Origin of the sequence: Paenibacillus sp. FSL L8-0470 (assembly GCF_038008625.1) — a bacterium.
Lineage (GTDB): Bacteria > Bacillota > Bacilli > Paenibacillales > Paenibacillaceae > Paenibacillus_AQ.
In genome coordinates, this window is sequence record NZ_JBBOZM010000001.1 from 7,070,293 (window position 1) to 7,084,124 (window position 13,832).

13 protein-coding genes are annotated in these 13,832 nt (G+C 47.2%); 5 read left to right on the top strand and 8 right to left on the bottom strand.

Annotation, left to right across the window (positions count from 1 at the left end; all coding sequences use genetic code 11):
* From NST99_RS32190 to NST99_RS32210, 5 genes are all read right to left on the bottom strand, one after another.
* Positions 1-1,740, bottom strand: coding sequence for a cache domain-containing sensor histidine kinase (locus NST99_RS32190; RefSeq protein WP_341097132.1), 1,740 nt, complete (start codon positions 1,738-1,740; stop codon positions 1-3).
* Between the two features lie 72 nt (positions 1,741-1,812).
* Complete coding sequence (locus NST99_RS32195) at positions 1,813-2,646, bottom strand: carbohydrate ABC transporter permease (protein WP_341097134.1); 834 nt, start codon at positions 2,644-2,646, stop codon at positions 1,813-1,815.
* Between the two features lie 2 nt (positions 2,647-2,648).
* On the bottom strand, positions 2,649-3,542 hold the full coding sequence (locus NST99_RS32200) for a carbohydrate ABC transporter permease (RefSeq protein WP_341097136.1): 894 nt from the start codon (positions 3,540-3,542) through the stop codon (positions 2,649-2,651).
* A gap of 69 nt (positions 3,543-3,611) precedes the next feature.
* Positions 3,612-4,961, bottom strand: a complete 1,350-nt coding sequence (locus NST99_RS32205) for an ABC transporter substrate-binding protein (protein WP_341097138.1) — start codon at positions 4,959-4,961, stop codon at positions 3,612-3,614.
* 15 nt (positions 4,962-4,976) lie between these two features.
* On the bottom strand, positions 4,977-6,437 hold the full coding sequence (locus NST99_RS32210) for a glycoside hydrolase family 32 protein (RefSeq protein ID WP_341097139.1): 1,461 nt from the start codon (positions 6,435-6,437) through the stop codon (positions 4,977-4,979).
* 109 nt (positions 6,438-6,546) lie between these two features.
* On the opposite strand from NST99_RS32210, the gene NST99_RS32215 reads away from it, so the two are divergent.
* The gene (locus tag NST99_RS32215) at positions 6,547-6,678 is read left to right on the top strand and encodes a hypothetical protein (RefSeq protein WP_341097141.1); all 132 of its coding nucleotides are present in this window, start codon (positions 6,547-6,549) and stop codon (positions 6,676-6,678) included.
* Positions 6,679-6,805: 127 nt separating this feature from the next.
* Here NST99_RS32215 and NST99_RS32220 read toward each other — a convergent pair whose 3' ends face one another.
* A complete protein-coding gene (locus NST99_RS32220) occupies positions 6,806-7,642 on the bottom strand; it encodes a hypothetical protein (protein ID WP_341097143.1) in 837 nt (278 codons plus the stop codon).
* Positions 7,643-8,325: 683 nt separating this feature from the next.
* Here NST99_RS32220 and NST99_RS32225 point away from each other — a divergent pair.
* Positions 8,326-9,252: a phosphotransferase gene (locus tag NST99_RS32225; protein ID WP_341097145.1), complete on the top strand. Its 927-nt coding sequence runs from the start codon at positions 8,326-8,328 to the stop codon at positions 9,250-9,252.
* A 155-nt stretch (positions 9,253-9,407) separates the two neighbouring features.
* On the opposite strand, the gene NST99_RS32230 is transcribed toward NST99_RS32225, so the two are convergent.
* Positions 9,408-10,337, bottom strand: coding sequence for an AEC family transporter (locus tag NST99_RS32230; RefSeq protein ID WP_341097147.1), 930 nt, complete (start codon positions 10,335-10,337; stop codon positions 9,408-9,410).
* 178 nt (positions 10,338-10,515) lie between these two features.
* Here NST99_RS32230 and NST99_RS32235 point away from each other — a divergent pair, with 178 nt between their 5' ends.
* On the top strand, positions 10,516-10,854 hold the full coding sequence (locus NST99_RS32235) for a winged helix-turn-helix transcriptional regulator (protein WP_341097149.1): 339 nt from the start codon (positions 10,516-10,518) through the stop codon (positions 10,852-10,854).
* Between the two features lie 199 nt (positions 10,855-11,053).
* On the top strand, positions 11,054-11,773 hold the full coding sequence (locus NST99_RS32240; protein WP_341097150.1) for an SDR family oxidoreductase: 720 nt from the start codon (positions 11,054-11,056) through the stop codon (positions 11,771-11,773).
* Between the two features lie 153 nt (positions 11,774-11,926).
* On the opposite strand, the gene greA is transcribed toward NST99_RS32240, so the two are convergent.
* Positions 11,927-12,412, bottom strand: coding sequence for a transcription elongation factor GreA (greA, locus tag NST99_RS32245; protein WP_038597863.1), 486 nt, complete (start codon positions 12,410-12,412; stop codon positions 11,927-11,929).
* A 250-nt stretch (positions 12,413-12,662) separates the two neighbouring features.
* On the opposite strand from greA, the gene NST99_RS32250 reads away from it, so the two are divergent.
* On the top strand, positions 12,663-13,832 hold the full coding sequence (locus tag NST99_RS32250) for an ATP-grasp domain-containing protein (RefSeq protein WP_341097152.1): 1,170 nt from the start codon (positions 12,663-12,665) through the stop codon (positions 13,830-13,832).

Here is a 13,832-nt window from a genome sequence, read left to right on the forward strand (position 1 = left end):
TCAATCCATTATTCCGATCTCTAGGGTTACTTTGGTTCCGGCGCCTGGAACACTGTCTATGCGGATCCCGCGGTCTTGGCCGTAATGCAGTTGAATCCGTTCCTGTATGTTCCTCAGGGCATATCCCCTTGGCCTCATGGCATCAGAATCAAAACCTACTCCGTCATCTTCGACTTCGAATATAAGCGTTTCTCCTTCTATACGTCCCCGGATGGCAATGTTCCCTTTGTCCTCCTTCAACTCGATTCCATGAAAGATCGCATTTTCCACCAACGGCTGAATAAGTAGCTTCAGCATGCGAATGTGCTCGATTCCAGGTTCGAGGTCGATTATCACCTCAAACTTCCCCTTATAGCGGATGTTCTGAATCTCTAAATAATTTTTCACTTGTTCGATTTCATTCCCGACAGTTGTAATATAGTCCCCGTTGTTCAAGCTTAATTTAAAAATATTCGAAAGGGACATGACCATTTTGGAAATGTTTTTGGCACTGATTCGTTCCGCCATTAGATATATGGAATTTAACGTATTGTATAGGAAATGAGGGTTGATTTGACTCTGCAGCGCATGAAGCTCAGCTTCCTTCTCCTTAAGCTTGGCTTCGATCAATTTGTCCGACAATTCCGTGTTGGTGCGGAAGATTCGCAGGAATTGATTTCCGATTTTACCGATTTCATCTTCTTCTATAAAAAGGATTCCTTCGATTTTATCGCGTTTTGCCGCTTTTCTTGCTACAGAAGTGAGCAAAGTCAACTGTTTGGTGATCCGCTTCGAGATGAGATAAGCGCCGTAGGCGGCAAGCAGGAAAGCTACCAGCGTCAATGAGAGCGTAACATTACGAATCAGGATGATTTCCGAGTTAATGCTTGAATAAGGGATCATGCTGACCACTTTCCACTGGGTTACCGGATTCGTTTCGAAGGTGATGACATACCGTTCTCCATCCATCGTTTCGATGCGGTTCCCTCGCTCAGGCAAATCATAGATCTGATCCAAATCCTTTTGAGGAATTTTTTTTAAATCATTGTTATGGGAATTAGAATAGATGATTTTGTTTTGCTCCAGGATCATCAAATCCCCTTTTTCCGCATTGGAAATGTTCTTGAACATTTCATCGAAGACCCGTCTATCGATGGAAATAATCAACATGCCGATCGGCTCGAGCGTTTCAAGATTGTTTAACCGTTTGCCGTACAGCAGCAGGTTCGGGCTGTCCTTGAGAAGCCGGACTTCATCGCTGTTCAGCCACAAGCCCCGGCCGCCCATCCCCCCCACCTGTTGATACCATGTTGTCCGTGAGACCGCCTGATAGATATTGTCATAAGTCAATCTGTCCCATTGGTTTGTGGTAATCAGTTCCCTTTGCCCGCTGCCAACGTAAACGTAACGAATATAGGATTTGTTGTTGGTAATATTGACGATCAGACTGCGGGTCGCATTTTGAAGGTCATAGATCTCCTTGAAATCATTCTTAGTATAGGAAAGGAAGTTCTGAACATCTCGGGAAGACAACATCAGCTTCGAAATCGATTCAACATCATTCACGAAAGTCTGGATATTCCAATTGATGGAGCCTAGCAAATTCGAGGTGGTGTCGGACATCTTGTTCTCGATCACTTTGCTTAAATAGACAAAGGTTAAGGAAGCAATCAGGACCAGCGGAAGCAAGGAACAGGCTATGGACAAAATAATAATCTTGCTTCGGATACTTATCGACAGGAACAGCCGTTTTATGCTCATGAAATCCCCCTGACCAAGAAGAGTGGCAACCTGATACTATCAGTATACCTTCAGTCATATGCATATGGGAGATTAACCTTTAGTCGCACCTGCGGTCATACCGGAAATAACGCTCTTGTTGAAAATGAAGTAAACCACCATAGTCGGGATGGTCGTAATGCTAATTGCAGCAAAGGTGGCTCCCCAATCCGTCAAACCGTACTGCCCGATATAATCCATCAAGCCAACTGGAATGGTCCGTGATTTAAGGTCATGAATAAACGTATTCGCGAAAATAAACTCATTCCAGACAAATATCAGATTCATAACGACAACCGTGACTATCGTATTCCGGGATAGAGGGAAAATCATCCGCCAGAAAACCTGATACACACCGCAGCCATCCATGACAGCAGCCTCCATGATCTCATTCGAAATGTATTTATAGAAGCTCACGAAAAGATAGATCGAGATCGGCAGTGCAAAACCTACTTGGGGCAAAATGAGAGAAGTGAGCGTATTGATAATTCCTATTTTGTTATAAAGAATGAACAGCGGTATGAGCACGACCTGGATCGGAATCATAATGCCGCACAGAAATAGAAACAACACGCTTTGACTCCATTTAAAAGACATCTTCTCAATAACGAAAGCAGCCATCGCGCTGAATAGGATCACAAGCACGATGGTCGTCACGGCGACGATGAGACTATTGGAAAAATAAGTCCCCAAATTCCCTTTGTTCCACACATTGAAATAATTATCGAAAGTGAATTGGCTTGGCAGGCTGAGCGGGTTATCACCGGAAAAATCGGTAGGCGCCTTAAAACTGGAGATGAACACCCAGACAAGCGGATACACTTGAATGACAAGCAGAGCAAAGGAAACTACCACAAGAACCGCTTTAGTATAGCCAGAAAATTTCATCATCAGGTCTCCTTACTGTCCATCATCCGTCTGATAAAGGCGACTGCAATGAGGCTTTCAACGACGATAAATACGGCCATCGCGCTGCCATAACCAAAGTCCAGACTGGAGAATGCAGTTTTGTACATATAAGTCGGCAACAATTCCGTTACGCGGCCCGGTCCCCCGTTCGTCATGAGATACGGGATGTCGAACCCTTTTAGCGCTCCCGTAGTAGCCATAATGATAGAAACCATCAGAACTGGCTTAATCAGCGGCATTTTAATCGAACGAAACAGGTTCCAGGAAGAAGCTCCGTCAATTCTGGCAGCTTCCTCGATATCGGAAGGAATGGAAATTAACGCACTATACAAGATAATCATATAAAGACCGATATAACGCCAACCTTCGGGTACCGATACGGCACTCAGAGCCCACTTCAAGTCGGAAAGCCAAGGCCTGCTCCAGTCTCCAAGACCAATCTGCTGCAGACAAAAGTTCAGGATTCCGACAGGTTCAAACGAGTACACATTTTGGAACAACTGTGCTATGGCTACTGACGTGATGATAGCAGGGGCAAAATATAATGTTTTGAACAATTCTCTCCCCTTGGTGATGCTGGTCAGCAAGATAGCAACCACCAAACCAAGAAATACCTGCATGGCTACAATAATGAAAACATAGATCAGATTGTTGCTGAATGCCTTCCAGAATGTCTTGTCGCCGCCGAACATCTTGGCGTAATTGTCAAAGCCGATATAGAGCATATCTGAAACTCCGTCCCAGGAGAAGAAACTGAAATACATCGACCAAAGGATGGGAGCCAGGACGGTAAGCAAATACACTAATAATGCAGGCAACAGGAAGACAAGAGCGGCTTTGCGATTGCGTAGGACTTTATCCATATGCTTGCTCATTCCCTAATTTTAGTTTTATTTTACTTACAGGCGGCCAACCGGCTTTCGATTGGCCGCTGTTTAGCATCGCTATTTGAAATATTTCGGCGCATTTTCTTTAATCGCCTGATCCATTAATTCTGCAAAATCATCCGGAGTATGGGCTCCCAGAGCCAAGGCATTCAATTCGTTGCCGAGCAGTTCATTCGTGGCCGGGTCAAGGCGCGTATCCCACGGGACCGCAAAGACGTTGCCGGATTTCGCGATTTCGTCTTGAATTTTATAGAAGAGCTCCGGCATCCCTTGCTCTTGATCAAGAGAATAATTGAAAGGCGAGAATTGGCCTTTTTCCGTATAGGCCTTCGGATATTGTTCCAGAAGGAATTTGACGAATTCCTTCATCGTATCATCGAAGGTCTCCTGGTTGAAGGCAACGCCGATGCCCGAGTTGATGAAATAATCATTTTCAGCCGTTTTGGCACCTTCCATCATGGGAAGCCGGAAAAACCCGATATTGTCCTTCATTTCTGTGCTTACTTTATCATTTACGAAGTTCATAGTTTCCCATGAACCCATGTAATACATGCCGGCTTTGCCGCCCAGGAACAAGTCACGCGCTGCGGTGTAATCCGTTGCAGTGAATCCTTCCTGAAAGTACCCTTTGGTGCCCAGATCGTGCACGAACTTAATACCTTCCATGCCGGCAGGGTCCTTGAAAGATGCCTTCCCTTGCTTTATATTTTCAATAAAATCATTGCCTGTCATGCGGAACGGTTTGTACGCCAGGTACCGGAGAACCGGCCATTTATCCTTGCCGTCGACGGCAATCGCCGTAACCCCGCTTTGCTTCAGCGTCTCGGCAACCTCCATGAACTCATCGAACGTCTTCGGCGGCTCCAGGCCAAGATCCTTGAACATCTTGATGTTGTACCAGAATACCTCGATTCCATATTCTAACGGGAAAGTATACATGCTGCCGTCTGCGAACTGCTGATATTGCAAGGCCACCGGACGGAAATCTTCATATTTCCCCAGCTCCTCCAGCAGTTTTTTCATATCGACCAGTTTGCCTTGCTCCACCAGCTTGGAAGCATAGGCATCCGGATCTGTATCAAACATGGCGGGCATCTCATTGCTTGCAATCAATGTGCGCAGCTTCTGCAGATAGGACGGGCGATCACCCGTACCTTCCAGAACCAGCTCGAATTCCGGATGTGTTCGGGAAAACTCGTCCGCAATTTCCTTTACGGTAACGGCTGGAGGGCTGTCTACACCGCGGGCCACGAACCACTTGTATGTTTTCTTGTCCACCTTCGGCGGATTTGCCGATCCGGTTTCTGAAGCGCCGTTATTAGTATTTTTGCCTCCGCATGCGCTCACCATCGCCACCAGGACAACCAGTGATAACGAGAGAGTCAGCCATTTGACATAAAGTTTCATTTATAAGACCTCCTGTTAGTTGGGAACCGAAATGGATGCCTGTTCGAAATTCGCCCGGCCTTCCTGAACAAAGCAGCCCCAGTTGCCGGTTTTTAAATTATACAAACGTGTAGTCATGGCGACCTGGTCGGCCAAGTATACGACGCAAACAGAATTCTCCATAACGATCTCGATATTATAATTCGTATCGGCATGCAATTCTATTGGTACTTCCAGCTCTACCGCATGCGGGTGGTCTCCTTTGATATGCCACTGCATCTCACCCTCTATCCGGCGGGGCCACATGTCGAACACCAGGCGGTTATGAATAGGTTCAAGGCGAATATAATAGGCATCATTGTTGTCCTCGCTAACACGAAGCATAATACCGCAGCTTCTGGTTCCTTCGGAGAAGGACAACCGGGCCGAAATTTTGCAAGTTTCCGGCATGGAACCCGCAGATATGCAAGAGAAGGTCTCGTCTGCCACCGCCGCTATGCCTCCCTCTGACTCCTTCCAATCCCCAAGCCGGGAACCCCACACGGCAGCCTGTTCATTTGAAAAATGATGTGAGACTGTCTCCGGGATACGAACCGTTAATGTTCCATCCTGTTCCTGAACGAGTTCGTGCACGACCAAATTCCCGGCCCATTGCCAATCACCGTAATCATCCTCGTTTTCCTTGCTAGGGTCCCAGCCAAAAGCATATCGCTTGTTTCCGTCACTCCATGTTTTGGCGGCATAGAACGCCCTAGCGTCAAACGCATCGTTTCTCGGCGCCGTCCAAGGTCCGCTTAAAGATTTACTCATACGATAATGGGTGACAAATCGCTCCGAGAACGTGGAGTAAACCAGGTACCACCATTCCCCGATTTGAAATAAGTCCGGGCATTCGTGCGTCACGTACATTTTCGGATTCCAGAACGGTTCGCGGATTTCCCATTGCTTGAGATCCTTCGAAGCACAGAGCCCGATGCTTCCCCGGCGCCGGGAAGGGCCCTCTTTGTTCCTTGCGGCGAGAAGCATCCAGTATTCCCCCGCCTCTTCGTTCCAGAATACAAAGGGATCGCGCCAGTCATGCCTTTCATATTGAATTCCGTCGGAATAGAAGGTATCCTCGGGAATTTTCCGCCACTGCTCCATATCCGTGCTCACGGCGTGCATGACGCATTGGAGTGGCACTCCGTTCTCTATGAATTCCGGATTCGGATTGAGGCCAGTGTAGAACAGATGATATTCTCCATGGGCTTCGATGATCGAGCCGGTATAACAGTTAAGATCCTGCTCGCTCACACTTCCATGCTTCAGCATTTCGCCCATTTCTTCGTAGTGCACGAAATCGCTTGTGCGGAGCTCGAACCAGGAAGTTCCCTCCCCATGAATACTCTTGTTCTCCCTCCAATCATGAAGATAGAACAAACGGAAGCTGCCGTCTTTGTAAAAGGGGATCAGGTCCCCCACCCAAGCCCCGTTCGGCTTGTAAAATAAGTTAGTCAATTTTTGTAACCCCTTTCTTTTATCATAACTTGATTATAAAAGGGATTGAAAACGCTTTAAATTCTAACTTCTTTGTCATATGTTCAATATTTTTGGTTTTCCTAATTTAATGAAAAGACTGTGGATCAGTATGTACGAGAAGGATTTCGATATGGCGACCTCTTCAGGCGGGATGATGATGCAGATGATGGGGCTGAGTACCAATGGAACATTATCGTGGAGAAAATCAAGATGGGGATGAAACAACGCGTAAGGGACGGAAGGTGGAACGGTGGGCCGGGGGCTGAGAAGAATCACCAACCAAGTGAACCGCGAGGGCTACAAGACTTGGCCTGGTAGTTGAGGTTCACCGCGATTGTGAAGCATCCTTATCTTTTTTGCAAAAAGATCCACCATTGCCGGTCAAAACCGGGAATAAAAATCTCTTCGCACCCCTCAATCCCGTTCAGCCAGCGTCTGGTCAGGGGGATGATATTCTCAAACAAATCTACCGGGTAGCCCCAGTCAAGGTCCAATTGGAACATATAATGATTCATAGCGATAATGCCATCTGTTCGCAAAAATATCAATAAAGTGTGGATCAAGGTGATAAAAGGCTGCATGGCATGAACTTCGAGTGTACCCGAGGCAACCTCCTGCTGAAGAAGTTTGATCATGGCCGGCAAAGTTTCCATCCAATCTGTATGGATGGTGTCGATTCCAGCCTGTCCGCACAAAATCGCCTGGATGATATCATTGACCGCATGCTGAAAAACGATAAGATCCACTGACCCGGAAGGCAGATGTTGCTCGAGATAAGCTGCATCGTCCTCTATGATTTTCATATGCAGGGGAAGGCCCCGCGTTTTCTGCAGCAAACTGGTGGTGAGGCTTTTATTCATATTGGCCGTTATGTATGTACTGTCCGGATGGGTTCGTGCCATGACCTGGGGAACCATATCTGCATCGCCCGAAGCCACCTCCAATAATGTCAGTTCATCTCCCAACTGCAGTGCTTCAAAAACCTCCGCCCAACGCGCTCTGAAGTAGACTTCATTTACAATGGTAAATTGGGCAATCGGACTTTCCAGCAACAGTTTAAGCTGGTGTTCAACCTCGTTTTGCGGGAGGGAGAGATATTGCTTCAGTTCTTGCTCACTCAAAAAACGTTGTGCCCGCTCATTTATTAATGGGTAGCATTTGTCTACGTCATCTAATGGAATCATTTAAGCTTCCCCTTCCTGGCTAACCTATATTTGCTACTATTATATTTATTAATGGATTTTCCATCAATCAGAATTATTAAAGATATATAGGTTAAACTAAAGGTTTTTGGGGACCCCTATCTACTCCATTCCTGGCTCTGGGCATAGACGGACCTAGCTGCTCTTATTCGGGGATTTTTGCCTGTTACAGTAAGGAAACGGACTCCAGCGCAGTTATTTCTCCCTGCTGGCCGTTTTTAGATAGAATGCAGAGCAGATAAGGTCCGCTGGGTCCGCAAAAGAGAATAAACAGGGGTTTTACCCTCCTTAGCGTCTCCTGAGTCCGGTACGAGTAAATCAACCCGCTGCGGGCTTTTAGGAACCCCACTTTCAATACTAAATTCCTGCTTCCCCGGAGTTCTTCTGTTTGTAGACACGCCCTAGCAAAATTGATTATCCTGCTCTCCAAACACATCGCAGGCATGTTTAAAAAGGCCATCCTTTGCGGGATGGCCTACATTTTATAAGATATTTTCACCTTGAACAGATCAAACTTATAAACACCAATTCTTGCAAAAAAGAGTCCCGAAATTTTCCAAGACCTTATCCAACATCATATCAAACGGGGAATTATAAGTCTATATTTTTTTGATTATATATGTAAAAATATGTTCGTTAACAAATGTATGGGAGGGAATGAACATATGATTCCAACATGCTTTTCAGCTTATTACACATTGATCCCCTTATTAAATGAAATTTCCGAATGGTCACTTTTAAGGAAATGGTCTCTTTCAGAAGTTTACAGAGCAACATTGAGAACAGGTGAATCACGTATTATTAAATGGGGAGGAAGTGAGATGGCAGGGGAAGCTGAAATTTACCAGGAGTTAGTTCATCCACTGCAAATCAAAGCTCCGCACATCTTTGAATTTATTCAACTGAAGGGCAGTGGAGTATTCATCATGGAAGATGCCGGAAAAAGAAATTTGGAACAGCAACCAGAACCTGAGTATTTTCTTGAGGCTTCGAGGGAATTAGCAAGGCTTAGAGTGAGAGCAACAGCCAACTTAAGGATGCTACCAAGAAAGACCATTGAAGCATATTCAGTTTCAATGAGCGGATTTCTTCAACTGTTGGATGATTTATTGAAATCGAATACGTTAGAAGAAAACAGAGTGTTACTAAAAGTCGAAAAAGTGTTACCTCTTCATTTAGAAAAACTATATCAGATGGTCCCCACTTCTCTAGTTCATCATGATTATCATGCAAAAAACCTTTTGATTCAAGAAGATGGCATTATGCCGATTGATTGGTCCAGTGCTTATTTAAGTCCTCATCTTGGTGACTTGTATTGCTTAATTACGGAAGCGCACACCTTCTGCAATCTCTCAAAAGAAGATATGATTTCAGCTTACTTAGAGGGAACTAATTTACATATTAATCATTTGAACTGGCAAGTGCGAATTGGCGGTTTATGTTGGCTGATTAAAACATTACGTTGGCTTGTATACGGTGGCATAGAGATAATCCCAGGATCAGAAGCTTGGATACCTGATCTGCTGAATAATGTAGAAAATCTATGTGAGGAATTGATATATGATAGCCAGAGCTCCCCTGAATTAGTATAAATTGGACATATTTATGACGACTCTTTGAGCGGACCCTCCTAAGGTGTTTGCTCATCACACTACATACATTGCTGTGAACCGTAACCTACATAAGGGCTATAAAATAGGGGCTGCTTATTCTTTATGGGCACAGGAGCAGCAGCAGCGCGGGCTCGTTACACACTGCCAACCACCACAATGAGCACCGGCAGTACCAGGAAAGAAGCCAGCGTTGTCCATACAATGCAGCGGGATACCAGGGAGGGAGAACTGCTGAACCGTTCGGCCAGCACGACGGAATTGACGGCGACAGGCATGGACGCCAGAATGAGCAGCACCGAAAATAAGGTGCCGGTAATATTCAGCAGGAGCAAAACGAGTGCGGCAAGCAGAGGAGCCAGCAAAAGGCGGACCGTGATCCCGGTCCAGAAGGCAAGCTGCACATTGCGCTCTGTCTGGGCCGCTTTGACCTTGACCATCTGCGCGCCCAAAATCGCGAGCACCACGGGCGAATACGCCCCGGCCACCATCGCGACTCCGGATGCCAGTTCATCTGGCATATGCAGGCCGAGCGCCCGCAGCATCAAAGCCAGAATCGCCGCATAGATGGCCGGCAGCGAGAACACGGATTTAACGGCGCTGCGCACTGAGAACTGTGATCTTGCAGCGAAATAAACGCCGATGGTATTGACGATTACCATCTGGCCAATGACATAGACCGAGGCTTTATCGAGGCCAAGCTGGCCGAAGGCCAGCAGCACCAGCGGAAGCCCGTAATTGACGCTGTTCGTAAACGTGGAGACCAGTGTCAGTCCGGCGGCTTCTGCCGGAGCCAGCTTCAGTACTCGCCCGAGCACATTGGCCAGGCCCCATAAGAGAAACAGATTCAGCAAGGAGAACGACAGTGTCTTATAGACGTCGTCGAAGGAAATTTCTGCAGTAGCCAGCGTATCGAGAATGATCGCCGGACTCAAAAAGTACAAATAGAGCGTTAACAACGGTTTCGTATCGAGGTTCTTGAACCGGCCCAGCAGCGCTCCGGCGATGACCGGAATGGACAGCGGCAATATGACCTTAAATAACGTCGACAACACAGTCTCAATCACGGGCCAGGACTCCTCTGTTCTATAGTTACTCCCTACTATACCTGCTGAAGTAAGGCCCGTCTAAGATATGGAAACAATATGCTTAATAGAAACTGCCTATGGCTGCACATAACTTCCCAAAGGATAGTATTGTGATATGATTAAGAAAAATCGCTATTCCTCAGGAGGCTAGTTGAATATGAACCATTCAGAGCCTGTTATTATAACCAAGGGCACTCCCGGCGAACCCTGTCCCATTGCCAAAACACTCGATATTATTGGAACCAAATGGACCTTTCTCATTATCCGCGATCTGCTGATCGAAGGCACGATGCGCTTCAGCGATCTGCTGAAATCCCTGGAGGGAATCAGCCCGAAGACGCTCTCGCTGCGGCTCCGTGAGCTGGAGAACCATGGCATTCTGGAGCGTACAGTATATCCGGAGGTACCGCCGCGTGTAGAATATACCCTGACCGCGAAGGGGGAACAGCTGGAAGGAATTTTTATCGAGCTAAAACGATACGGACTCACGCTCTAAAAAACTTTAATCCGGCAACCCTTCCACTGCACAAAACTATACTTTTGGAAACTGTATAACAATTAGGTAACTACTTCCCAAAAGGAAGTTATAGACATATACTTTCCTCACAAAGCACAACATGCTTAGCGATGCTTCCGAAGCAATTGCGGCGGATGTCTGAAAGTAATGCTCCATAAACCTTTGAGGAGGAAATGAGATGTTAACAGGACAAAAAGTAGTTATTGTCGGCGGAAGCTCTGGAATCGGTTTGGAAACGGCCAGACGGGCCGCCGCGGAAGGTGCGGAGATTGTAATTGCCAGCCGTTCCCGGCATAAGCTGGAACAGGCCAAGGCTGCCATCGGTACAGGGGTGAAAGTAACTTCGCACATACTGGATGTAACAGATGAGGAGCAGGTGCGGCTGTTCTTCGAGCAGACCGGGACTTTTGATCATCTGGTTGTCAGTGCGGCCGAAACAAGCGGCGGGCCTTTCCTGGCAACGCCGACAAGCACTGCCCGCTCGCTGTTCGAGAACAAATTCTGGGGCCAATATTATGCCGCCAAATATGCGGCTCCGATGCTGAACCCCAATGGGTCCATTACCCTCTTCTCAGGGGTTGTAGCGTTCAAATCCATGATCGGCTCCTCCATGCTGGGCGCAGTGAATGCTGCTGTCGCAAATCTTGGCCGGACCTTGGCCCTGGAGCTGGCCCCGCTGCGGGTGAACGTCGTCTCTCCGGGCATTATTGACACGCCTTCCCGGGCAGGGATGGCGGAGGAATCCCGGAATGCCTTTTACAGCAGCACAGCTGCCAAGCTGCCGGCCCAGCGTGTAGGCACCGCGGCGGACGTGGCTAAGGGCGTTCTCTATCTGATCCATAACGGATTCACCACAGGCACGGTACTTCATATCGACGGCGGCCATAGCCTGATCTGAAAGCGGCAGAGCCGCAGGCCTGGAAGCTGCGTTCCGTCATTCCCCCGGGCCGCCGTTACGCCGTAATGCCGTTATTCCGGAGATGCGCTCACCTGTCTACAACAAAAATCCTCATCCCCAGAGAAATGACAAGGGGATGAGGATTTCCGTTTGTTACAGCATTTTGATTTCAAGCAGTTCATATTTTATGATGCCCATCGGGGCATTGACGCTGATGATGTCGCCCACTTTTTTGCCGATCAGCTCTTTGCCCAGCGGACTTTCATAAGAAATCTTGTTGTCCAGCACATCAGCCTCAGCCGGGCCCACCACTCTATATTCGATTTTTTCGGAGTATTCCACATCATTCAGGATGACGATGCAACCTACACTGACTGCACTCAAATCCATCTTGCTCGAATCAACGATCTGGGCTTTCGTCAGCATTTTCTCCAGGATCATAATCCGGGTTTCCATGAACGATTGATCTTCCTTGGCCGAGTGGTACTCACTGTTCTCCTTCAAGTCCCCGTAGCTGATTGCCAGCTTAAGGCGGGCTGCCAGTTCCTTGCGTTTCACCGTCTTCAGATCCCTAAGCTCTTCCTCTAACTTAGCCAATCCTTCTTTAGTTAAGAATACTTCTTCATTGGACTTAGACATGTTCTACAACTCCTATTTTTGCCTGCTTTATTGTATTTTACCCCATATTGCGCAAACATGCGAAGAAGAAAAGAAAATTACCTCCTCCTCCTTTACCCGGCACAAATGCGAAGATGCCAAGGCCGAAGAAGTGTGAATCCCTCTTAACTCTCCAAAAACATTGACGGATAGGGATGGACCTGATAAATTAAATTAAATTAATCATACAATTTAACTCGGAATTATATTCCAGCCAAAGGGGTTGATCGCCGTGAACTTTATTTTCTTTTCCCCTCATTTCCCGAGGAACAGCGCCGATTTCTGTACTCAGCTGCAGCGTCAGGGTGTGCTGGTGCTGGGGATTGGTGATGCCGAATATGCACACTTGGAGGACAAGCTGCAGCTCGCGCTGACGGAGTATTACAAAGTGAATGATCTGGAAAATTACGAGGAGATCTTGCGGGCGGTAGGTTATTTCACACATAAATACGGCAAGATTGACCGGTTCGAGTCGCTGAACGAATATTGGCTGGAGCAGGATGCCGCCATCCGCAGTGACTTCAACATTTACGGCACCAAGACCGATTTCGTCTACAATCTGAAGCAGAAGTCCAAGATGAAGGAATTTTTCCGCAAAAGCGGCGTCAACACCGTGCAGTTCTCCACCGGAACCACCCGGGAGAGCGTCGATGCGTTCATCCGTGAAGCCGGCTTTCCGCTTGTTGTAAAGCCCGATCTCGGCTCCGGGGCCAGTATGACTTACAAGATCAATAATGAGGATGAGCTGAAGCAATTTTTTGACACCAAACCCGCTGAGGTCCCCTTTATTATCGAAGAGTTCATTGACGGGGTCATTCTGACCTATGACGGACTGGTCGATATCCATGGTGAAGTGCGCTTTGCCGTAAGCCATCTGTTCGAGAACAGCGTGATGGAGGTCGTCAACACCGATAACCATCTGTATTATTTCTGTCTGCGGGAGATTAGTCCGGAGGTTGAGGCGGCGGGCAGAAGCATTCTGAAGGCTTTTGACATCAAAGAGCGTTTCTTCCACATCGAGCTGTTCAAGTCGAATAAAGATGGCCGGATTATCGCTCTAGAAGTAAATATGCGTCCGCCCGGCGCCTGGATGACCGATGCCATAAACTTCTCGTACGACGTGGACATCTATAAGGAATGGGCCAGCATGATCGCACATAACGAGGTTGACGGACCCTATGAAGGCAAATATTATACCGGCTACGCCAGCCGCAAGAAACATAAGCATTACACCCACAGCCATGAAGACATCTACCTCACCTATGGCGATAAGATCGTGAATTATGCCGAGATCGAAGAGGTATTCAGCAGAGCTATGGGGAACAGCGCCTATCAATTCCGTTCCGCCGCATTAGAGGATGTCAGAGACATCGTGAACTATATTCAACAAGAAGAGGGATAG

Bases quoted from the DNA above. Each gene is read 5' to 3' on its own strand.
- NST99_RS32190 (WP_341097132.1), bottom strand. From the start codon at position 1,740: ATGAGCATAAAACGGCTGTTCCTGTCGATAAGTATCCGAAGCAAGATT.
- NST99_RS32195 (WP_341097134.1), bottom strand. From the start codon at position 2,646: ATGAAATTTTCTGGCTATACTAAAGCGGTTCTTGTGGTAGTTTCCTTT.
- NST99_RS32200 (WP_341097136.1), bottom strand. From the start codon at position 3,542: ATGAGCAAGCATATGGATAAAGTCCTACGCAATCGCAAAGCCGCTCTT.
- NST99_RS32205 (WP_341097138.1), bottom strand. From the start codon at position 4,961: ATGAAACTTTATGTCAAATGGCTGACTCTCTCGTTATCACTGGTTGTC.
- NST99_RS32215 (WP_341097141.1), top strand. From the start codon at position 6,547: ATGAAAAGACTGTGGATCAGTATGTACGAGAAGGATTTCGATATGGCG.
- NST99_RS32220 (WP_341097143.1), bottom strand. From the start codon at position 7,642: ATGATTCCATTAGATGACGTAGACAAATGCTACCCATTAATAAATGAG.
- NST99_RS32225 (WP_341097145.1), top strand. From the start codon at position 8,326: ATGATTCCAACATGCTTTTCAGCTTATTACACATTGATCCCCTTATTA.
- NST99_RS32235 (WP_341097149.1), top strand. From the start codon at position 10,516: ATGAACCATTCAGAGCCTGTTATTATAACCAAGGGCACTCCCGGCGAA.
- NST99_RS32240 (WP_341097150.1), top strand. From the start codon at position 11,054: ATGTTAACAGGACAAAAAGTAGTTATTGTCGGCGGAAGCTCTGGAATC.
- greA (WP_038597863.1), bottom strand. From the start codon at position 12,412: ATGTCTAAGTCCAATGAAGAAGTATTCTTAACTAAAGAAGGATTGGCT.